This window comes from Ruegeria sp. CL3 (assembly GCF_056536505.1).
On record NZ_JBQFPT010000013.1, the window covers coordinates 103,051 to 122,951 of the forward strand.

A 19,901-nucleotide genomic window follows, 5' to 3' on the forward strand; every position below is an offset into this window, starting at 1 on the left:
ATGTCCTCGCGCGCGCTTCGCCAACCCCTCAGCCTGCGGCTGACTTCGAACATCTTCCTGGCGTTCTGGTGCCTTGTCGCCGCATTCCCGATCGTCTGGATCGCGATCATGAGCGTCAAATCCCCAGTGGACGCCTATGACAGCAACGCGCTGAACGTGATCTTTGGCCCGGCAACGCTGGCCACCGGGAACGGACTTTCGGTTCTGGATATCATTCTCGGGATCGCGGTGATCTGGGGTGCGGCCATGGTCGTAACCAAGGTGTTGCCTGCGAAGATCAAGGAATACACCGCGCCGGGTCAGGCATGGTTCGGCTGGGTGATCGGAGTGCTTGTCGCCCTGATCGCCTTCCTGCTGGTGTTCTTTGTGGTCTTGCCTGCGGTTCTGAACGTGTTGAACCCGCTGCTCGGCCCTCTGGGTCGCGATGTGCTGGGCGTGACGACCGAGCACTACAAAACCGTCTGGGTCGACCGGGGCTTTTCCAACAACTTCAAAAACTCGCTGATCGTGACCGCCGGGGTTGTGACCGTATCGCTGACCGTAGGTACGCTGGCCGGCTATGGCCTGGCGCGGTCGGGCTCGACACTGGCCTTCTGGATCTTGCTGATTGCGCTGATCTTTCGCGCGTTGCCGCATTCGGTTCTGGTTGCGGGCTATCTGCCGGTCTTCATCAACTCAGCCGAGTGGCTGGCGCCCATTCTGGGTGAGAACGCGCCGACGCTTTATGGCAAGCCTTTCGCCGTGATCGCGGTGCTTGTGGCGATCAACCAGCCGTTCACCATCTGGATGCTGCGCTCGTTCTTCCAGAACATCCCAGCCGAACTGGACGAGGCCGCGCGGGTTGATGGCTGCAACCACTTTCAGGCCTTCCGCCGCGTGATCATGCCGGTGATGTGGCCGGGAGTGATCACGACCGGGCTGTTCAGCTTCCTGCTGGCCTACAACGACTTTCTGGTGACCTCGCTGCTGCTCGATGCGCAGAACCAGACGATGGTCCCTGCCATTGCGGGCATGTTCAACCGCGAAACAACGACGACCGATCAGGTGGTCGCCGTGGCCGCTGCGGTATCGATCATCGCCCCGCTGTTTTTCCTTGTGATGATCTTCCAACGCCAAATCGTAAGCGGACTGACCGCTGGCGCAGTAAAAGGATAAAGAAATGAAGGGTTCCCGCCCGGAACAAGCCGTTCTAACCCGTGATACGGATCTGAGCAAAACCGAAGACACGCGCCGCGTGATCGAAACCATGGTGGACGGTCTGAACGACCACCGTATTGACGATATCGGCGAGTTCTTCTCAAAGGGTTTCCGCTGGATGGGCAATCAGGGCTGTGGCACCAAGACCGGCCTGAAGGAGTTTCAGGATAACTGGCAGCGCCCCTTCCAGGCCGCGTTTTCGGACAAAACCTGTATCGACGAGGCACGCCTTTATATGGGCGAATGGGCCGCCGCCTTTGGCCGGCAAGAGGCCACCCATTCCGGCGAGTTTCTGGGCATCGCCCCCACCGGAAAGCGGGTCGAGATCCGCTATATGGATTTCTGGAAAGTGGTCGATGGCAAGATCGTCGACAACTGGGTGAATGTGGATTTCGCCCATGTGGCCGCGCAGCTGGGGGTCGATCTGTTCAACGGTGAGGGCTGGGAAGCCTATGACCGGGGTGAGAAAACCGCGCCCCGCCCCGACAAGTAAGGATCAGGATTATGGCAATCGAGTATCTCAAACGCGGCAAATCCGACGCTGACCGGGCCGAGGATGACGCCAAGACCCGAGCCGTGGTCGAGGCCACGCTGAAAGACATCGAAACCCGTGGTGATGCCGCCGTGCGCGAGCTGAGCGAGAAGTTCGACAACTATTCCCCCGCCTCGTTCCGCTTGTCGCAGGAGCAGATCGACGATCTGATCGGCCAGCTGACCGACCGCGAGCTGGACGATATCAAGTTCGCCCAAGAGCAGGTGCGCAACTTTGCACAGGCGCAGCGGGACTCGATGCTGGATATCGAGGTTGAAACCCTGCCCGGCGTCATACTGGGCCACAAGAACATCCCCGTGCAGTCGGTGGGTTGCTATGTGCCCGGCGGCAAGTTCCCGATGGTGGCCTCGGCCCATATGTCGGTGGCGACAGCCAGCATCGCGGGCGTGCCGCGCATCATCGCCTGTACACCTCCGTTTCAGGGCAAACCGAACCCGGCGGTGATTGCGGCCATGCACCTGGGCGGCGCGCATGAGATCTATGTGATGGGCGGCATTCAGGCCATCGGCGCGATGGCGCTGGGGACCGAAACCATTGATCCCGTCCACATGCTCGTTGGCCCCGGCAATGCCTTTGTGGCCGAAGCCAAGCGCCAGCTGTTTGGCCGTGTGGGCATCGACCTGTTTGCCGGCCCGACCGAGACCATGGTGATCGCCGACGAGACCGCAGCAGACGCGGAACTCTGCGCAACCGACCTGTTGGGTCAGGCCGAGCATGGCTACAACAGCCCCTGCGTGCTGCTGACCAATTCGCGTAAACTGGCCGAGGATACTCTAGCCGAGGTCGACCGCCTGCTGGGCATCCTGCCCACCGCCGACACTGCGAAAGTGTCCTGGGCCGAGTATGGCGAGGTGATCGTGTGCGACACCTATGACGAGATGCTGACAGTTGCCGACGACATCGCATCCGAGCATGTACAGGTGATGACCGACCGCGATGACTGGTTCCTTGAGAACATGACCTGCTACGGTGCGCTGTTCCTTGGCCCTCGCACCAATGTGTCGAACGGAGACAAGGTGATTGGCACCAACCACACGCTGCCGACCAAAAAGGCGGGCCGCTATACCGGTGGGCTTTGGGTAGGTAAATACCTGAAGACCCACAGCTATCAGAAGGTTCTGACAGATGAGGCCGCAACATTGATCGGCGAATACGGCTCGCGCCTGTGTATGCTGGAAGGTTTCGTGGGCCACGCCGAACAATGCAATGTCCGGGTGCGGCGCTATGGCGGGATCAACGTGCCCTATGGCGAGGCGGCCCCGTATCGGGACGCTGCGGAATGAGTGATGTCCATACGCAGCACAAATCCCTGATCGCTCCTCTCAGGGCGGCTATGTATGACTTTACGGAAACGGGTGTGCGGAAAGCGCTGGCAAATGTCAGCGCTCCGGATGCCCTGTTTCGGTTGTGCCACCCTTTCGGCGACAGCAACGGTAGCGATGCGTTTTATGACACCGCGTACAAAGGTTTGTTGGACGCATGGCCTGACTTGGAGCGGCGCGACTACATCGTCACAGCCGGGCCGGATGAACACGGCGCGGATTGGGTCGGTTGCGGCGGCTACTATACCGGCACCTTCACCGGGCCGTGGCTGGACATCCCGCCGACCGGCCATCAGGTGACGATGCGGTTCCATGAATTCTATCGCTTCAGCGACGGCAAGATCGTCGAGATGCAGGCGCTGTGGGACATCCCCGAAGTGATGATGCAGGCCAACGCCTGGCCCATGGCCCCCAGCCTTGGGTACGAATGGCATGTACCGGGTCCCGCGACGCAGGATGGTCTGGTACCGGGTCCCTATGATGCCGCCAAAGGTCAGCAAACATGCCAGCACATCATAGACATGCTGGATCACCTCAAGAAACACCCCTCGCAGGGTGGGCCAGAGGTGATGGAGATGGAGAAGTTCTGGCACCCTCGCATGAATTGGTACGGCCCCGCCGGGATCGGAACCGGGCGCGGCTATGCTGGGTTTCGCAACTGGCACCAGATTCCGTTCCTGAACGGGATGCCGGATCGCGGGAAGTATGTGGATGACATCACCTATCACTTCTTCGGCGATGGCGACTATGCCGCCGTCACCGGCTGGCCGAACATGATCCAGACGGTAACCCATGACGGCTGGATGGGGATTGCGCCCTCGGGCCAGCGGATCACCATGCGCAGCCTTGATTTCTGGCGGCTCGAGAATGGCCTGATCCGCGAAAACTGGGTTCTGGTCGATCTTCTGGACGCTTATCGCCAACTTGGCGTTGACGTGTTCGCCCGTCTGCGGGAATTCAACAAGGCCCGGAATATGGGCCGAATTGAAATACCGGATGGAATGAGCTGATGACTGACCTGCCCCGCACCCCCTCTTTTTCGCTGAGCGGTAAAACCGCGCTGGTTACCGGTGCCTCCTCGGGTATCGGTCAGGGCTGCGCCGTGGCGCTTGCCGAAGCCGGGGCGCATGTGGTTTGTGCGGCACGCGGGGCAGATCGACTGGCCGAGACCGTCGCCGCGCTGCAGGCGCAGGGCTGGTCAGCCGAGGCCGCGGTGGTGGATCAGGGTGACTTGCAGGCGCTGAAACAGCTGTTCGACGGCCGTGCTTTTGACGTGGTGGTCAATTCCGCCGGAACTGCTCGCCATAGCCCGGCAATCGACACCACGCCCGAGGATTTCGACGCAGTGACCGATATCAACCTGCGCTCGGCCTATTTCCTGTCGTCCTACGCAGCCAAGGCGCTGCTGGCGGCGAAGCGGCCGGGGTCTATCATCCATATCTCAAGCCAGATGGGCCATGTCGGCGGTGTGGACCGGGCGCTGTACTGCGCCACCAAACACGGGCTTGAGGGGATGGTCAAAGCCATGGCGATCGAATGGGGCAAACAACGCATCCGCATCAACACGGTCTGCCCGACTTTCATCCGAACACCGCTGACACAATCCACCTTCGACAACCCAGAACGCGCCGCGTGGATCATGGATAAGATCAAGCTCGACCGCGTGGGCGAAGTCGAAGACATCATGGGCGCAGTCACCTATCTGGCCTCGGACGCCTCGGCTTTGGTGACGGGCACCTCAATGCTGATTGATGGCGGTTGGACGGCGGACTGATGGCTGAAAAAGTCACATCCCTGCAGGTTGCGCAACTGGCCGGTGTCAGCCAGTCGGCGGTCAGCCGAGTCTTCACACCCGGTGCCTCAGTCAGCAAGAAGACCGAAGACAAAGTGCGCAAGGCGGCCGCCGAACTGGGGTACAGGCCCAATGTTCTGGCCCGCGCGATGGTGTCCGGCAAAAGCCGGATCATCGGTCTGGTGGTGGGATATCTCGAGAATTACTTCTACCCCGAGGCGTTGGAAAAGCTCTCCAACGCGCTGCAAGAACAGGGCTATCACGTGCTGATTTTCATGGCCTCCCGCTCGGCCGGGAATATTGACGACGTGATGGACGAGATTCTGGATTATCAGGTGGACGGAGTCATTCTGGCCTCGGTTCCGATGTCGTCGGATATTGCCACGCGCTGCCAGCAGGCCGGTGTTCCGGTGGTGTTGTTCAACCGCACGCAGGATCTCGATGGGATCACAACGGTGGCCTCGGACAACTATGCGGGCGGGCGTAAAGTGGCCGAGTTTCTGCTGGCCGGAGGGCATAAGCGTATAGCCTATATCGCGGGTTGGCAGGGAGCCTCGACCCAGCGCGACCGCGAGGCGGGGTTCCGTGCGGCATTGGCAGAAGGCGGGCAGGATGTGTTCGCCCATGATGTCGGAGATTTCCACACCGAAAACGCCCGCGCCGCCGCCCGCCGGATGTTTGATGTTGCCCCCGGTAAACGGCCCGACGCGGTATTTGTGGCCAATGATCACATGGCTTTGGCCGTGATGGACGTGATCCGCTTCGAATTGGGCCTGCGCGTGCCCGAGGATGTCTCGGTCATCGGCTATGACGACGTGCCGCCCGCCGGGTGGCCTGCCTATAACCTGACGACAATCCGCCAGCGTGCGAACCTGATGGTGGCTGAAACCGTCACCGCATTGCTTGACCATATCGACACCCCGGCCACGGCCGAACCACGCAAAGTGGCCATTGACGGGCCGCTGATCGTGCGGACCTCGGCGCGTTTGCCGAAGGGGTGGAAACCACAAAGGACTGAGACATGAAGGGCTTTGATCCGAAATTCCGGGACTTCCCGGATTACATCATCGGGATCACCAAAGAGATCTGGGAAGATCGCGGCATCGCCACGCTGCATGACTATTACAGCAAGGATATCGTCGTGCGCTCGCCAGGGTCGGTGGTGCTGGGCAACCATAACGTCATCGGCGCGACCATGGCGACGCTGGCGGAATTTCCCGACCGTCAATTGCTGGGCGAGGATGTGATCTGGTCCGGTACGCCGGAAGAGGGGATGCTGAGTTCGCACCGGATCATCTCGACCGCAACACACTTGGCAGAGGGTGTTTACGGTAAAGCGACCGGAACCAAATTGCGCTATCGGATTCTCGCCGACTGCCACGCCATCGACAATCAGATCAATGACGAATGGCTGATCCGCGATCAGGGCGCGATCGTGCGTCAGATGGGTTGGGACCCCAAGGAATACGCCGCCGATCTGATCGCGCGCGAAGGTGGACCTGAGAACAGCGTCAAACCGCTGACACCCGAGATCGACCAGCCCGGCCCATACAAGGGCACCGGCAACGACAATGAATGGGGGCAGCGTTACGCCGATATCCTGACCCGGATCATGAATGCCGATATGGGCGCAATTGAAACCGAATATGATCGCGCTGTTCAGTCCGAATATGTAGGCGGGATCACCGGTCACGGCTGGGACTCGGTGGATCGGTTCTGGATGGGACTGCGTGCCAGCTTTCCGAACGCCGAATTCAAGATCGAACACCAGATTGGCCGCGATGACCCGAATATGCCCCCTCGCGTTGCTATACGCTGGAGCCTGTGGGGCAAACATGATGGCTGGGGTGTCTTTGGCGCGCCAACAGGTGCGCAGGTCTATGTTCTGGGCATCAGCCACGGCGAATTCGGCGAGTTGATCACTGGTCAGCCGCAGCTGCGCCGGGAATACACCCTGTTCGACGAGACCTCGGTCTGGAAACAGATCCTGCTACAGGGACAGGAGAGCTGAGTGGCTGCGATGGGCCTCTCCCTGAACGCCAGTCAGGCGGCGCGGCGCTTTCACTCGCATCGCGCCTCGCTGCGCGCGCGGCGTTTGAACAATCGACCTCCCGGGGGACGGGATTGATCCCATCACCCCCATTTTCAAGGAGACCATCATGAGCACAATCCAACAACGCATCGTCCGCTACGGCGAGCTGCAGCCCTGCAAAACCGCCTTTATCGACGCCCATACGCCGGGCAGTGACCAGAAAGAGAACTTCACCATTATCGGCGGCGGCGTCTCGGAATCGCCCGACCAGCACGTCCACATCACCGACAAGATCGGCTTTAACATCGGCGCTGCGGGCCAGCCTCCGAAATGCCGGAACTCTCTGCACAGCCACACCACGGCCGAAGTGTTCTTTGTCGCCAAGGGCCGCTGGCGGTTCTTCTGGGGTCGCTATGGCACTGCGGGTGAGTTCATTGCCGAAGAAGGCGACATCTTCAACATTCCAACCGGCATTTTTCGCGGGTTCGAAAATGTCGGTCAGGATTATGGGATGATCATGTCGATCCTCGGCGGTGACGATGCCGGGGGTGGCGTGACATGGGCGCCGCAAGTCATTCAGGACGCGCAGGCCCACGGGCTGATGCTGGGTGACAATGGCGTTCTGTATGACAGCAAGAAAGGCCAAGAGCTGCCCCACAACGTGCGCCCGATGCCGCTGCTGACCGAGGAACAGTTGAAAGACTACCCCGAGGTACCGGTCGAGGATGTGGTGGGCAAATACGTCGCCCGCTACTGGGATCTGATGGCACTGTCGACCAATAAACCAGCGCCGGTGATTGGCGAAAACGCTCTGATCAAAGATAAACCAGGGTTCGAGGTCGACTTCCTCGGGCGCGGCTCAAGCGTGACTGATCCGGTTATCGCTGAAAAACCGGTTGTTCTAATGCCCGCCAGCGGTCACTGGCGCATCTCGATTGATGGGTATGAAACCACTCTGTCAAATGGAGACACCGCCTTGGTTCTGCCAGGAGAACGCTATAGCGTTGAACCGTCGATGACCGGGCAGGCAGGTCTGTACCGGATTACAGCGACCAACGACCCGGCAGGAGCCACCTGGACAGGATGACCGCAGATCCAAACGACACGCATGCCATTTATGAACGGCAGGCGACCGACTATGACAAGCGCCGTTCAAAGGCCTTGTTCGAAGCGCGCTGGCTGGCGCGCTTCACTGCCAGCCTGAAGCCCGGCGATTGCGTTCTGGATTTAGGTTGCGGGACAGGCGATCCGATTGCGCGGTGGTTCAAAGCCGAAGGGTTTGACGTCACGGGTGTCGATTTCTCCGACGCGATGCTGGCCATTGCCCGGACCCGCTGGCCCGACGGGGATTGGCGTCATGGCGATATGCGCGATTTCGAACTGGATCAGACCTTCGATGGCATCATCGCCTGGAACAGCTTTTTCCATCTGACAGCGGACGAGCAAAGGGATTGTATCGCCCGTATGTCCCGTCATTTGCGGCCCTGTGGAATGCTGATGCTGACCGTCGGTCCCCGCGCAGGAGAGGAAAGCGGAACCGTTGGATCGGAACGCGTCTATCACGCCTCGCTGTCTCCGGCAGGCTATGCTGTTTGCCTTGAAGAGAACGGGCTGCAATTGACCGGGTTTCTGGCCGAAGACCCTGAAACCCAAAGCCACACAATCCTGATGGCTCGCAAAATCTGAGGAGGCCCCGATGACCGTAAAGACCACGCATGTTGGATCCCTGCCCCGCTCGCAGGACGTGGTGGATTACATCTTCGCCCGTGAAAACGGCAAGCCCTATAATGCCGCGGGTTTTGATGGCTGCATGACCGAAGCGGTCTCCGAGACGGTGCGCAAACAGGTCGAAGCCGGGGTGGATATCGTCAGCGATGGCGAGACCTCTAAGATTTCCTACGCTACCTACGTCAAGGACCGCTATACCGGGTTTTCCGGTGACAGCCCGCGCAATGCACCTGCGGATCTGAAGATGTTTCCCAGCTTTTTGCAGCGTCTGGCCGATGATGGAGGCACCCCGAAATATGCGCGCCCCATGTGTACGGGCGAGGTACGTTCAAAAGGGCAAGGCGAGTTGCAGAAGGACATCGAAAACCTTAAGTCGGCGATGTCCCAACATGGGATCGACCGAGGCTTCATGAATGCCGCGTCGCCAGGGGTGATTTCGCTGTTTCTGCAGAATGACCACTACCCAACGCGCGAGGCGTATCTGGCCGCGCTGGCCGATGCGATGAAAGAAGAATACGAAACCATCGTGGCCGCCGGTCTGGACCTGCAACTGGATTGCCCTGATCTGGCCCTTTCACGGCATATGTTGTTCACCGATCTGTCGGATGACGCGTTCGTAAAGATCGCCAATATGCATGTCGAGGCCCTGAATCATGCTCTGCAGAACGTCCCGCAGGACCGTGTGCGCGTGCATATCTGTTGGGGAAATTACGAGGGCCCGCATTGCTGTGACATCGCAATGGACAAGGTGTTCTCCACGCTGATGGCGACCAAATCGCGCTATGTGCTGTTCGAAACTTCGAACCCGCGACATGCTCATGAATGGACAGTGTTCCGCGACCGGAAAGATGAGATACCTGATGACAAGGTACTGGTACCCGGCGTTGTCGACACCACCACGAATTTCATCGAACACCCCGAGCTTGTAGCGCAGCGCATCGACCGTTTCTCGGGCATCGTAGGGGCGGATCGGGTGATTGCAGGCAGCGATTGCGGTTTTGGTACCTTTGCGGGCTTCGGAGCGGTTGATCCGCAGATCGCCTATGCCAAATTGGCGGCGCTGTCGGCAGGGGCAAAGCTGGCTGCGTCATGACGCCTTTGATCTTGTTGCCTGGCATGATGTGCGATGCGCGCCTCTTTGGCCCGCAGATCGACGCGATGTCAAACAGGGTGCCGTTGATGAGCTTCCCGCTAAGCCAGCAAGACAGCGTCGAGGTCATGGCCGCCGAGATTCTGAACAACGCCCCTCCTCGCTTCGCTTTGGCGGGGCTGTCGATGGGTGGGATTGTTGCGATGGAAGTGATGCGTCAGGCCCCGGGTCGGGTGGAACGGCTGGCTTTACTGGATACCAACCCGCTGGCAGAGGCGTCCGAGGTCAAAGCGCGCCGTGCACCGCAGATGGCCGCCGTCCGCAACGGGCGCTTGCGGCAGGTGATGCGCGATGAGATGAAGCCCAACTATCTGGCAGATGGTCCGCGACAGGGCGCTATTCTGGACCTGTGCATGGCTATGGCTACGGATCTGGGGCCAGACGTCTTTCTGCGTCAATCGCAAGCCCTGATGGATCGCATCGACCAACGCGCGACCCTGTCGGCCTATACCGGCAAAACGCTTGTTCTGTGCGGGCGTGCCGACAGTCTTTGCCCTGTCGAACGCCACCAACTTATGCACGATCTTCTATCGGACAGCGTGCTGACGATCATTGAAGACGCAGGGCACCTGCCCACACTGGAACAACCACAAGAAACCACGGCGGCCCTGATCCGCTGGCTGGAGAACACATGACCCCATCGCTTCTGTCTCTGCTTCGCAAGGTCGACACGCCCACCGTATGCAACGCCATTGAAGTGGCGCAGGGAAAACGAGGCTTTGATCAGTTCACCCGGGGCACCATGCTGTGCTCTGCCCCCGATGAGCCAGCAATTGTCGGCTATGCACGCACCGCCAAAATCGCCGCCATTCACCCGCCAACCGAGCCAGCAGATGTGATCCGGGCGCGGCGCATGGCCTATTACAAATATATGGCTGAGGCCCCGGAGCCATCTGTCGCGGTGATTGAGGATGTAGACTACCCGGACTGTATCGGCGCCTATTGGGGTGAGATCAACACGTCGGTCCACAAAGGGTTTGGTATGTCGGGGGTCGTAACCAATGGCGTGATGCGTGATCTTGGGGACTTACCCGATGGGTTTCCCGTCGTCGCCGGTTCGGTCGGCCCGAGCCATGGGTTCGTCCACATACGCGAGATTGATACACCAGTTTCCGTGTTTGGCCTGACTGTAAGCCCAGGTGATTTGGTACACGCTGACCGTCACGGAGCACTGGTGATACCAAAGGATATCATTGTGCATCTGGAAGCGGCGATCCAGAAACTGTTTGTGACAGAGCGTATCGTCCTGGATGCTGCGCGCCAATCCGGGTTTGATTTTGAAACCTTTGAAACCGCATGGGCCGAGTTCGAAAAGGCAAGGGTTTGATTGCCGCCGACAATTGAAAGACCCTCTGAAAAGTAAGTTACGCTTATTCTTTAGAGAGAATTCCAGACAAACCGATTGCCACAACACTTCGCGCTGGCGAAAGAGTAGCTTTGATCTGTCGATGACTTAAGCAAAACGCGGTTCAACCAACTTCCTACTATTGCGTTTACTGCGAATGCCTGGAAGCCTTCCTCTCTTCCATCGCATTTACAGCGCTTGTCATCTACTGACTGTTAGTCCTGTTCCAGAGTGTGTGATTTTCAGAAGCTTCCATGTTCCTACTTTTGAACTCGGGAAGTCGTACGTCAATTACATCATGGTTGGCTATGGCAGAATAGCCTCGCCGAATATAATGTTCAATAATTCTATATTTTGCGCACTCCCGTGAATTTGCTATTCTACCCTCCTCTCTACCAGCCTCCTGCACCTCAACTATTGCCTATTCAAATTGCTCACAAAGTTGGTTCACCAAGGCTTCCGCATCCGCCAGCGCCAGTTCACGCCCCTTGATTTTTAGCCGCAATTCACCGGATGCGACTTCTGCCCAAACCTCTCCCCCACCCTTCAATGGTCTCTTTGGGAGGCGTAGAACTTCTGTCGGGCGACCACCTCGGCTTTTGCTCTGAGACGCATCCGACGAGTCACTCATTGCTTTTTCAAGGATACCCCATTCGGCCTTAGCATCCAGTGGACCTACTCCTGCCAAAGCGTCGCGAAGTACCGCTTGCGCCCCACTTCGAATGGCCGATGCCAGCTTTAGGCCGGCCTTCTCTGACAAGGCGACCGGGTGCTGGAGAAGATCGCCTAGGCTTTCATGGACCATTGCAAAGCTTCGGACCTTTGAACGCTTTGCTTTTGACGCAGCGGCGAACAGCACATCAACAGCCGCTTCAGTCGACGGGAAAACCCCCTGCCCTGCCGCCAGTACGGCTATGCGTCCTCTCTCATACGGCGTGAGATTGGCGCGCAGCTCGTTCTCTTCGACCATGGAGACATAGGCCCCCTGACCCGTCCCCGCGTTGCGAACAAAAGCTGGGATTTCGGCGAACCGAGAATCCGTGCCCGCCAGCCGTCGGAACGCTTCAAGCCGTCGAAATCCGGAAATCAGACCGAAGCCATCCCCTTCGGGAGTGACTTCGATCGGTGTTCTCAGCCCATTGACGCGAAGGGATTCCAAGAGCTCTGCCATGGCTTCTTCATCTTCGACCATGCGGTCACGTCGGATGAAATCGGCGTCGATCTGGTCAAGTGGCAGCATCTGAGCCACCAACCCGGCCTCTTGCGCGTCGCGCCAACGCGTGGCATCGCCCTGATCCTGAGCCAGCGCGACACGGTCCGTGACCGCAGCCATTCCCCCAAGCGATGCTGCCTCGGCCGCGACTTGCGCGATGGGTGGCGGGGCGGATTTGGTCTCAAACGGGCTGACCGAGGGTTTCGCCGCGAAACCGGCCTCGAGCTGTTCAAGCGCCTCTGTATCCGGTGCAATCAGTCTTCTACGTTTAGCCATCTGCCTGTCCTCCCATCTGCGCATCGCGCCACCAGCATCCGATCAGAACTTCTTTGAATTCGGCATAGGTCCTATCGAAAGTTTCACGTCCGCGCACATACGTCTCGCGGTTGAAGTCGCGATAGTCCGCTTCGTAAATGCCGTTCACTTGCTCACCCGCCTGCCCGACCAGCGCCGTATAGTCCTGCCTGTAGGCATTCATGAAATCCCCGAAATACGCCTGAATGACATTGGCCATATCGGTCTGCTGGCTTGCGTCAAACCGCGTGATGATCGCGCGTACTACATCCCATTCGAACTTCAGCTCCGGTAAACCCGCAGCACGTTGCGCAGCGTTCTCACCATCTTCGATGCTGGCGAATGTCGTATAGAGCATATCGAAGAAACGACCGGTGGAATCGAATTCCAGGAACGAAGCCCCCAGCGGCACCAACAAAATGTCCGCCGCAGCCAGCGCATTGATCGTTAGGTACCCAAGAGCAGGAGGCGTATCCAGGAAGACAACGTCATAGTCATTCAAAACGCCTTCATCCTGAAGGAAGTTTGTCAAACCGTCCCACAAGGGCCAGCTTCTCAGGCCCATACGCCAGACGGGGATCTGGAACTCGGCCCAATACAGGTTCAGCTGCGCCCCGATCAGGTCGATATTGGGCCAATGCGTTTTTTGAATCACGTCCTGAGGCGTGGTTTTCAAAGCTTCCTGCAGAGTTTCATCCAGAGGAATTTCGGGTTGCGCCGCAGCCGAGCGCACGCGATTTTCCTCCTGTACCGCGCGCGCATAGTCTTTGGCGACCAGGGGAAACACCGTTTGCCACTCATCAGCAACCTGGCCTCCGAGTATTGATGTCATCGAACCTTGGCTATCAAGGTCGATAACCAAGACCTTATACCCATCCAGGGCTGCGGACATGGCCAGATGCGCGGCAGTGGATGTCTTGCCGACACCTCCTTTGAAATTGGCTACTGCCACGACCTTGGCTGGCAGGCCTTCGGGTCGGTAGGGCAGGTATTCCTTGGTGCTTACACCTTCCGCCGCAAAGTGCTTGCGCAGCGTTAGTACATCTTCAAGGGTGAACCACTTAGAGCCCGCCTCACCTTCGCCTTGTGGCAAATCTGGGTTCGCTTTTAAAACACGCCGCAGATGAGCCGGAGCAACCGGAATCAGATATTTTGTGATTTCCCAAATTGAAAATCGGCGCAGTCGCTTTTCACCATCCGGCGCATAGCCTCTACGGGCAAGGTCTTCGCGTCCTTTCGCACAGAAAGCCGCTGCTTTTGCGAATCGAGATGTCCCGATAGGATTAGGCAACTTCGTCGCTGCGATTTCCGGATCGAGGTTCAGATATGGGGGCAGGGGAGGTTGGTTGGTTTTACTCACTGTCGATGCCTCAGAAAATGTTCGTCTTTGCGACGTATATCGGGAAATGTAGCGAACATTATTGGAGATGACTATCCTCTTCCGGTATTTTTTCCACAGTTGATTACAGCAAGAGGCGGTTTCGTGGCGAAACTAAACATAATGAAAGGAAATTAGCACAAAAAACGTTTTATTTTTTTAGATGTTTTAGAATCTTTACCGTGGAAGAACGTAATAAAAACAATGTAATAGATATACTTGAGTATCCAAATACGGTTCCAAAAGAACCATTTTACGGGATCATGGGTATCCGTTTACAGGACACCAGGCGCCCAAGATCAGGAAGTAGGGGACTGATTCTCGGGATACTGAAAATCCGCGGAAAACAGACACTATTTCGAAGTGATTTCTCGCTGAGGACCGGGGGCGAAGTCGGGATCGGACTCGGATTGATTCAATTTCTGTGGATAACTTGCGTGGGTGATTCTTAAGGTACCCGAATACGGGATTACCTTCATCCTGTGTTTGGGTACCCAAAAACTATTGAAGCAAAGGTACCTTTTGTGTCAGGCTTTTGCAAAATGAGCAGCCGGGCAGAATCATGCCGGATACACAATTGAACATGGATCAGCTTTCGGGCGCTTTGCGTCGAGAGACTGTTAAGAAGAATGTCGCAGCGATACATATCAGCGGCAAACTTTCTCTGCTTCAGAGAAAGCTTTCGAATGTTTTGTTGATGAACGCCTATGATGCACTGACGACCGCGCAGACCCACACGATTGATGCGCGGACGCTTGCTATGATGGTCGGGTACAATTCAAACGACTTTGACACTCTGCGTGCCAGCTTGCGGGCGTTGGCGGAAACAGTCGCGGAATGGGATATGCTGGATGAGCAGGGGCGTCAGGAATGGGGCGTCTCATCCCTGCTGAGTTTTGCCAAACTCAAGGGGGGTGTGTGCGAGTATTCATATTCACCCGCGCTGGCGCAAAAGCTGTACGATCCAAAAATCTATGCGTTGATCAACGTGCAGATACAGCGAAATTTCAGTTCCGGGCATGGGCTTGCATTGTATGAAAACTGCTACCGATTTGTGCGAACAGGGTCGACTGGTTGGTGGCCCCTGGACGTGTTCCGAAAGCTCATGGGTGTTGATGGCAGTGATTATTACGCCAGTTTCAAACACCTCAACGCAAAGATCATCAAACCAGCAGTCACGGAGGTGAACAAAAGCTCGGATATTTTGATCGAGCCCGAGTTTCAAAAGAAGGGTAGAACCGTCACTGACATTCGTTTTCTAATCAAAGGTAATCCGCAAAAGGCGATGTTTGAGATCGACGATAGTGATGGGGTGCGCAATCTCGCCGTGTACAAAACTCTGAGGAAGCAGGGTGTGTCAGATCGCTTAGCGCGGCAATGGATCGCGGAGCACGGCGAGGACTATGTCCAGAAGAAGCTCGATTACGTAAAAGGGCAGGGCGGTGTAAAATCGACTGTCGGATACTTGTCGGCTGCTCTGCGGGATGACTACGAAGACCCGAAGGAAATTCCAACACCTGAGCCTAGTCCCGAAGCCATCGAAGCTGCGCGTAAGCGGGTCGCGGAAAAAGCCTCAGAAGAAAAGGCATATGCTGTCCGAACAGCCGAAAGGCAGGCAAGGGCGCGCAAGCTAGCCATCGTTGAAGACCTGGTTTCGCGGCGAAACCCTACACAGCGAGATGCAGACAAGCGGTTGTTCTTAGCGGGTTTGGACAATGATCTCGACCGAGAGCATTTTCGATCTCATGGCTGGCGCTCGGGCTTGAACGCCACAGCGATCTTCGAGTTTTGGGAAGACCTGGAGCCAGAAGCGTTCGCTGTTTGACGCGCTGACGTGATGTTACTGACTGAAAGAAAAGCTGCCACCGAACTCGCGGCTGATGCCTTCAGTACTGCAAACTAGCGGAAGTGAAAGTATCTGGGCGTGAATTCAACTTTGCAGATCATGAGTACCACCTAGCTTCCTTCTGGTGTTGTTGTCACTGAAGTGAATGTCTCCAACCACAATTTCTGTCGAGTGTGTCTTTTGTTGGAGCGATGGTTCTTTCCCACGACCTCACTCAGATGTTTCCCCGTGACCCTCATGTTTGGGATTGGGCCGCCTAAGCCAATCAGCATATTTTCTTTGGCTTTGATACCTGCTGTGTTCGCTCCGCTCATACCGACACAAACTGTCGCGCAAGATCACTGCGTTCAATCAATTGAGCGACGAGTTCTTGAGCGGTAGGTTTGTTCCGATGCTCTGAGCGCATGAAACCCAGCGTATTGTCGTGTTTGTCCATAGCTCTGTAGAAAGTGACCCGCGCACCATTCACGCTTTTTAGCTTCATCCACCCGCGAGGAGCGGTCACTCGGTCCCGAACGTTTGCGCGCAACGTCGGCGATTTCACTAGCATGTTTTATCACCCGCCGGTTAAGCGTAGTGTGTTTCACTACAACGCTAGGCTAAGACATAATCTGTTTGAGATAATGGTACGGCACGCCGTATCGGATACAGAAAGAGACAGAAAATAGGATCAATCCTCGTGGATACTTCGCAACTTCGAAGGAAGTTATGAGTTGGCTTTCGACGAAGTGGGACCGAGGACCACCACGTGCCAAACCAAAGCACGTCAAAATCCAGAACTTTGCAACAAAGCTTCAGAAATGGTCGAAATTGGGAACTCTGTTGCAATAAGCAAAAATGATAAAAAAGTATCATTATTTTGTTGATTAAACTAATTTCTTACATTCGTAAGTTCTGTTGCGAAGTTCCTTGCTGAGTGCAGGTATCGCGATTTCCCCGCGGGTTAAGCAGCGAATTCTGCGAGTTGTAGAAACGGACAAATTCTCGGCGTTAACAGACTTTTGTGGATCATCTACTACACTTCTATCCCTGCAAGAGTTGAGAGTGCAGATGCAAAAGGCTTGAAGCCGAGCTACGTGCGAGTTCGTTTATAGTTGGAACGATGGTCCTATTCTATGATGTTGTTTAGAGCTTTCCGCCTGAACATCTCTATCGGAATGGTGCAACCAAAGCCTCTGAGTATTTTGTTCATCGCCTCGATTCCAGCTGACTTAGTTCTGCTTGTATCGAAAATACTCTTTCGCAGTGGGCCGGTCACTTAAAGCATCCATGCAATCAGTTTTGTGGCGGCTGGCTAGTTCGCCGTTTGGAGAGCATGAAATCCAGAGTTTTGACGTGTTTAAGGAATTCCAGCACCGATCGAGTTTACATGCGCTGCTTCTCACTGCGCTCGAACGCGCATGATCATTTTCTGGACGTCTGATTGAGTGATTCGGTTGTACCTGAAGCTGTCCAGAGGTCCAGCCTCAAGGGCTGGCTGAAACCAGAACACAGGTTCAGAACGCGTAGCGCATCCCGAATTCGGTGTAGTTTTGACTCAGTGTAAGATCTGCCTTTCGGCTATCGCGGATGACACGTTCTGCGTTGGGCAGATCGTTGGTTTTCGCGCGTTTCAGCGCGGTTTCCGGGTCAAATCCGTGCTTAATCCAGCGCTGCTGCAATCTGCTTTCAAGTTCTTCCAAAGTGGGGCTGACAAAAACCGTTAGGGCGAAAACATCCTCCAACATCCTCCACGGGTCGCTTTTCATCAAAAGGTAGTTTCCTTCCACAACCACGATCGGAGTTTCAGGATGAACCGCAATCGCATTGGCGATGGCCAGGTCCATTTGGCGGTCGAACATGGGATGAAAGGATTCATGTCGCGCGGATTGCAGCGCCTTAATTGCCTTGCAAAACCCAAAAGCATCGAAGGTTTCTGGTGCGCCTTTTTTTGCCCGCAAACCGCGCGTCTCCAATACGCGATTGTCCAAATGGTAACCATCCATTGGCACAAGAGTGGCTGAAGGAACCGCCGAGCTCTTTTGCGCGTTTAGCGATTGCACAACGGCTTCCGCTAAGGTCGACTTTCCGGATGCAGGGGGGCCGGCGATTGCAACAATCGTCCGAACCCCAACCTGCCTCCGGGAGGAGATCAGGTCGCAAACTTGCTTTGCATCCTGCTTGATCACGCGGCGTCCTCTTTTGGAGGTTCCTTGGCGCCGGTCATGAAGGCCACCGCATCGGACATCGTGTAGTCCTTGGGGTCGATCGTGCAAATGCGTTTACCCAACCGGTGCACATGGATGCGATCGGCGACTTCGAAGACATGCGGCATGTTGTGGCTAATCAGGATGATCGGAATGCCACGCGCCCTTACGTCCTGGATCAGCTCAAGCACCTTGCGGCTTTCCTTGACGCCCAAAGCCGCCGTCGGTTCGTCCATGATGATGAACTTGGTCGCAAAGGCAGCTGCGCGCGCAACGGCAACGCCTTGGCGCTGGCCGCCGGATAGTGTCTCTACCGCCTGATTGATTGACTGCACGGTCATGAGGCCAAGCTCAGTCAGTTTTTCGCGGGCGAACTTTTCCATGGCAGGCCGATCCAGCTGACGCATGTATTTGCCCATGAATCCCTGTTTGCGAATCTCGCGCCCCATGAACATGTTGTCCGCAATCGACAGGGCAGGGGACATGGCAAGCTGCTGATAGACGATCTCGATCCCCATGTTCCGGGCGTCGATCGGCGAGGTGAAGTTGACCTTTTTGCCTTCTATTAGGATCTCGCCTTCGTCCGGGATCGTGGCACCGCAGATCGCCTTGACGATCGACGACTTGCCTGCGCCGTTATCACCGATCACCGCAAGGATTTCCCCCTGGCGCAGTTCAAAATCAGAATGGTCGATGGCGGTAACGTGCCCATAGCGCTTCACGATCCCGCGGCCTTGGACGACTGGAGTTGTGTCTGACATTAGCCCGATACCTTTCTGATCCACTGGTCGACTGCGACCGCTGCGATGATGAGAAGTCCGATAAGCAGGAAGGTCCACTGCGCGTCCGCGCCCAGAAGCCTGAGCCCCAGAGTAAAGACACCGACGATGAGAGCCCCGAACAGGGACCCCAGAATGGAGCCTCGTCCGCCGAACAATGAGATACCACCAATCACAACCGCAGTGATGCTTTCGATATTGGCCAATTGACCGGAAGTAGGTGAAACCGACCCGATGCGCCCGATAAGGGCCCAGCCTGCAAAGGCACAGATCAATCCGGACAACATATAAACCGACATCAGCGTTCTGTGGACGTTCACACCGGATAGTTCGGCGGCCTCGGGATCATCCCCCACCGCATAGACATGACGGCCCCAGGCCGTGTGCTTAAGCGCGTAGGCCAGCACGAAAATCAGAACGAGCATGAATATAACACCAACCGTAAAGGTCGCGCCACCGACGCTGAATTTTGTGCCAAAGAATTGCAGGAACGGGGCGTTGGCCTCGATATCCTGACTGCGAATTGTTTCGTTTGCGGAATACAGGAAGTTTGTCGCGAGAACGATCTGCCACATGCCGAGCGTGACAATAAAGGGCGGCAGCTTTACGCGACTGACCAGCCATCCATTGAGAGCCCCGATCAGGGTCCCCATGGCCAGCCCGCACATCACGGCTATGGGCACGGGGATGCCATAGCGGAAGGTGAACTGACCCATAATGACGGATGAAAACACCATGATCGCGCCGACGCTTAGGTCGATGCCGGCAGTCAGAATGACAAGGCTTTGTGCCGCGGCCACGATGCCGACGATTTGAACCTGCTGCAGGATCAGCGTCATCGCAAAGGGTGAGAAGAATTTTGATCCCAGCAGCAGGCCGAAAATAACGATCGCGCCAACCAGAACGATCAAGGGCACAAAGGATGGATTGACGTGGAGAAGATGCTGCAACTTCCCCAGAACACCACGCCGGTGATCTTCAAACTCCGCAACGGTTTCTGACGCATTGGCGGCGGTTTCGAATTCCTGGGCGTTTTGGTTTGCTTCAGACATATCTCCCCCTTTTCGTGGCTGGCATCGCGTCCAC

Annotated in this window: 18 protein-coding genes; 13 read left to right on the forward strand and 5 right to left on the reverse strand. The window is 56.6% G+C overall.

The genetic code is table 11. The annotated features are described in order from the left end of the window. The 12 genes from ACR0NO_RS18630 to ACR0NO_RS18685 all read left to right on the forward strand — a co-directional run bounded on the left by ACR0NO_RS18630 (window position 1) and on the right by ACR0NO_RS18685 (window position 11,101). Window positions 1–1,155 carry a carbohydrate ABC transporter permease gene (locus ACR0NO_RS18630; RefSeq protein WP_480725062.1) on the forward strand — a complete coding sequence of 385 codons (1,155 nt, stop codon included), beginning with the start codon at window positions 1–3 and terminating at the stop codon, window positions 1,153–1,155. A 4-nt stretch (window positions 1,156–1,159) separates the two neighbouring features. Continuing rightward, complete coding sequence (locus ACR0NO_RS18635; RefSeq protein WP_170380320.1) at window positions 1,160–1,690, forward strand: ester cyclase; 531 nt, start codon at window positions 1,160–1,162, stop codon at window positions 1,688–1,690. Between the two features lie 11 nt (window positions 1,691–1,701). Next, window positions 1,702–3,033 (forward strand): histidinol dehydrogenase, encoded by a 1,332-nt coding sequence (gene hisD, locus ACR0NO_RS18640; protein WP_480725064.1) that lies wholly within the window; start codon window positions 1,702–1,704, stop codon window positions 3,031–3,033. Continuing rightward, window positions 3,030–4,082, forward strand: a complete 1,053-nt coding sequence (locus ACR0NO_RS18645) for an ester cyclase (RefSeq protein WP_480725065.1) — start codon at window positions 3,030–3,032, stop codon at window positions 4,080–4,082. Before hisD ends, ACR0NO_RS18645 begins: the two co-directional genes overlap by 4 nt. Beyond that, a complete protein-coding gene (locus ACR0NO_RS18650; protein ID WP_480725067.1) occupies window positions 4,082–4,846 on the forward strand; it encodes an SDR family NAD(P)-dependent oxidoreductase in 765 nt (254 codons plus the stop codon). The genes ACR0NO_RS18645 and ACR0NO_RS18650 overlap by 1 nt, the downstream gene beginning before the upstream one ends. Continuing rightward, on the forward strand, window positions 4,846–5,889 hold the full coding sequence (locus ACR0NO_RS18655; RefSeq protein ID WP_425084655.1) for a LacI family DNA-binding transcriptional regulator: 1,044 nt from the start codon (window positions 4,846–4,848) through the stop codon (window positions 5,887–5,889). The genes ACR0NO_RS18650 and ACR0NO_RS18655 overlap by 1 nt, the downstream gene beginning before the upstream one ends. After that, on the forward strand, window positions 5,886–6,875 hold the full coding sequence (locus ACR0NO_RS18660; protein WP_480725069.1) for a nuclear transport factor 2 family protein: 990 nt from the start codon (window positions 5,886–5,888) through the stop codon (window positions 6,873–6,875). The genes ACR0NO_RS18655 and ACR0NO_RS18660 overlap by 4 nt, the downstream gene beginning before the upstream one ends. Window positions 6,876–7,023: 148 nt before the next feature. Continuing rightward, entirely contained in the window at window positions 7,024–7,983 is a 960-nt protein-coding gene (locus tag ACR0NO_RS18665) for a cupin domain-containing protein (protein ID WP_480725071.1), read from the forward strand. After that, on the forward strand, window positions 7,980–8,582 hold the full coding sequence (locus tag ACR0NO_RS18670; protein WP_480725072.1) for a class I SAM-dependent DNA methyltransferase: 603 nt from the start codon (window positions 7,980–7,982) through the stop codon (window positions 8,580–8,582). The genes ACR0NO_RS18665 and ACR0NO_RS18670 overlap by 4 nt, the downstream gene beginning before the upstream one ends. Window positions 8,583–8,592: 10 nt before the next feature. Beyond that, a complete protein-coding gene (locus ACR0NO_RS18675) occupies window positions 8,593–9,717 on the forward strand; it encodes a cobalamin-independent methionine synthase II family protein (RefSeq protein ID WP_480725073.1) in 1,125 nt (374 codons plus the stop codon). After that, window positions 9,714–10,409 (forward strand): alpha/beta fold hydrolase, encoded by a 696-nt coding sequence (locus ACR0NO_RS18680; protein WP_480725075.1) that lies wholly within the window; start codon window positions 9,714–9,716, stop codon window positions 10,407–10,409. Before ACR0NO_RS18675 ends, ACR0NO_RS18680 begins: the two co-directional genes overlap by 4 nt. Further along, window positions 10,406–11,101 (forward strand): RraA family protein, encoded by a 696-nt coding sequence (locus tag ACR0NO_RS18685; protein ID WP_480725077.1) that lies wholly within the window; start codon window positions 10,406–10,408, stop codon window positions 11,099–11,101. The genes ACR0NO_RS18680 and ACR0NO_RS18685 overlap by 4 nt, the downstream gene beginning before the upstream one ends. A gap of 439 nt (window positions 11,102–11,540) precedes the next feature. On the opposite strand, the gene ACR0NO_RS18690 is transcribed toward ACR0NO_RS18685, so the two are convergent. Together ACR0NO_RS18690 and ACR0NO_RS18695 are read right to left on the reverse strand one after the other, a co-directional pair. Continuing rightward, window positions 11,541–12,608 (reverse strand): ParB/RepB/Spo0J family partition protein, encoded by a 1,068-nt coding sequence (locus ACR0NO_RS18690; RefSeq protein ID WP_480725078.1) that lies wholly within the window; start codon window positions 12,606–12,608, stop codon window positions 11,541–11,543. Further along, window positions 12,601–13,986 (reverse strand): AAA family ATPase, encoded by a 1,386-nt coding sequence (locus ACR0NO_RS18695; RefSeq protein WP_170380699.1) that lies wholly within the window; start codon window positions 13,984–13,986, stop codon window positions 12,601–12,603. The genes ACR0NO_RS18690 and ACR0NO_RS18695 overlap by 8 nt, the downstream gene beginning before the upstream one ends. 580 nt (window positions 13,987–14,566) lie before the next feature. Between ACR0NO_RS18695 and ACR0NO_RS18700 the strand changes: the two genes are divergently transcribed. Then, the gene (locus ACR0NO_RS18700) at window positions 14,567–15,829 is read left to right on the forward strand and encodes a replication initiation protein (protein WP_170380697.1); all 1,263 of its coding nucleotides are present in this window, start codon (window positions 14,567–14,569) and stop codon (window positions 15,827–15,829) included. A 1,517-nt stretch (window positions 15,830–17,346) separates the two neighbouring features. Here ACR0NO_RS18700 and ACR0NO_RS18705 read toward each other — a convergent pair. Genes ACR0NO_RS18705 through ACR0NO_RS18715 form a run of 3 tightly spaced genes read right to left on the reverse strand, consistent with a single transcriptional unit; the run spans window position 17,347 to window position 19,867 of the window. Next, on the reverse strand, window positions 17,347–18,018 hold the full coding sequence (locus tag ACR0NO_RS18705; protein WP_480725080.1) for a nucleoside triphosphate hydrolase: 672 nt from the start codon (window positions 18,016–18,018) through the stop codon (window positions 17,347–17,349). Beyond that, entirely contained in the window at window positions 18,015–18,797 is a 783-nt protein-coding gene (locus ACR0NO_RS18710) for an ATP-binding cassette domain-containing protein (protein ID WP_480725081.1), read from the reverse strand. The genes ACR0NO_RS18705 and ACR0NO_RS18710 overlap by 4 nt, the downstream gene beginning before the upstream one ends. Continuing rightward, window positions 18,797–19,867 carry an ABC transporter permease gene (locus ACR0NO_RS18715; protein WP_170380653.1) on the reverse strand — a complete coding sequence of 357 codons (1,071 nt, stop codon included), beginning with the start codon at window positions 19,865–19,867 and terminating at the stop codon, window positions 18,797–18,799. Before ACR0NO_RS18715 ends, ACR0NO_RS18710 begins: the two co-directional genes overlap by 1 nt. Window positions 19,868–19,901 lie beyond the last annotated feature (34 nt).

Bases quoted from the DNA above. Each gene is read 5' to 3' on its own strand.
- ACR0NO_RS18630 (WP_480725062.1), top strand. From the start codon at position 1: ATGTCCTCGCGCGCGCTTCGCCAACCCCTCAGCCTGCGGCTGACTTCG.
- ACR0NO_RS18635 (WP_170380320.1), top strand. From the start codon at position 1,160: ATGAAGGGTTCCCGCCCGGAACAAGCCGTTCTAACCCGTGATACGGAT.
- hisD (WP_480725064.1), top strand. From the start codon at position 1,702: ATGGCAATCGAGTATCTCAAACGCGGCAAATCCGACGCTGACCGGGCC.
- ACR0NO_RS18645 (WP_480725065.1), top strand. From the start codon at position 3,030: ATGAGTGATGTCCATACGCAGCACAAATCCCTGATCGCTCCTCTCAGG.
- ACR0NO_RS18650 (WP_480725067.1), top strand. From the start codon at position 4,082: ATGACTGACCTGCCCCGCACCCCCTCTTTTTCGCTGAGCGGTAAAACC.
- ACR0NO_RS18655 (WP_425084655.1), top strand. From the start codon at position 4,846: ATGGCTGAAAAAGTCACATCCCTGCAGGTTGCGCAACTGGCCGGTGTC.
- ACR0NO_RS18660 (WP_480725069.1), top strand. From the start codon at position 5,886: ATGAAGGGCTTTGATCCGAAATTCCGGGACTTCCCGGATTACATCATC.
- ACR0NO_RS18665 (WP_480725071.1), top strand. From the start codon at position 7,024: ATGAGCACAATCCAACAACGCATCGTCCGCTACGGCGAGCTGCAGCCC.
- ACR0NO_RS18670 (WP_480725072.1), top strand. From the start codon at position 7,980: ATGACCGCAGATCCAAACGACACGCATGCCATTTATGAACGGCAGGCG.
- ACR0NO_RS18675 (WP_480725073.1), top strand. From the start codon at position 8,593: ATGACCGTAAAGACCACGCATGTTGGATCCCTGCCCCGCTCGCAGGAC.
- ACR0NO_RS18680 (WP_480725075.1), top strand. From the start codon at position 9,714: ATGACGCCTTTGATCTTGTTGCCTGGCATGATGTGCGATGCGCGCCTC.
- ACR0NO_RS18685 (WP_480725077.1), top strand. From the start codon at position 10,406: ATGACCCCATCGCTTCTGTCTCTGCTTCGCAAGGTCGACACGCCCACC.
- ACR0NO_RS18690 (WP_480725078.1), bottom strand. From the start codon at position 12,608: ATGGCTAAACGTAGAAGACTGATTGCACCGGATACAGAGGCGCTTGAA.
- ACR0NO_RS18700 (WP_170380697.1), top strand. From the start codon at position 14,567: ATGCCGGATACACAATTGAACATGGATCAGCTTTCGGGCGCTTTGCGT.
- ACR0NO_RS18710 (WP_480725081.1), bottom strand. From the start codon at position 18,797: ATGTCAGACACAACTCCAGTCGTCCAAGGCCGCGGGATCGTGAAGCGC.
- ACR0NO_RS18715 (WP_170380653.1), bottom strand. From the start codon at position 19,867: ATGTCTGAAGCAAACCAAAACGCCCAGGAATTCGAAACCGCCGCCAAT.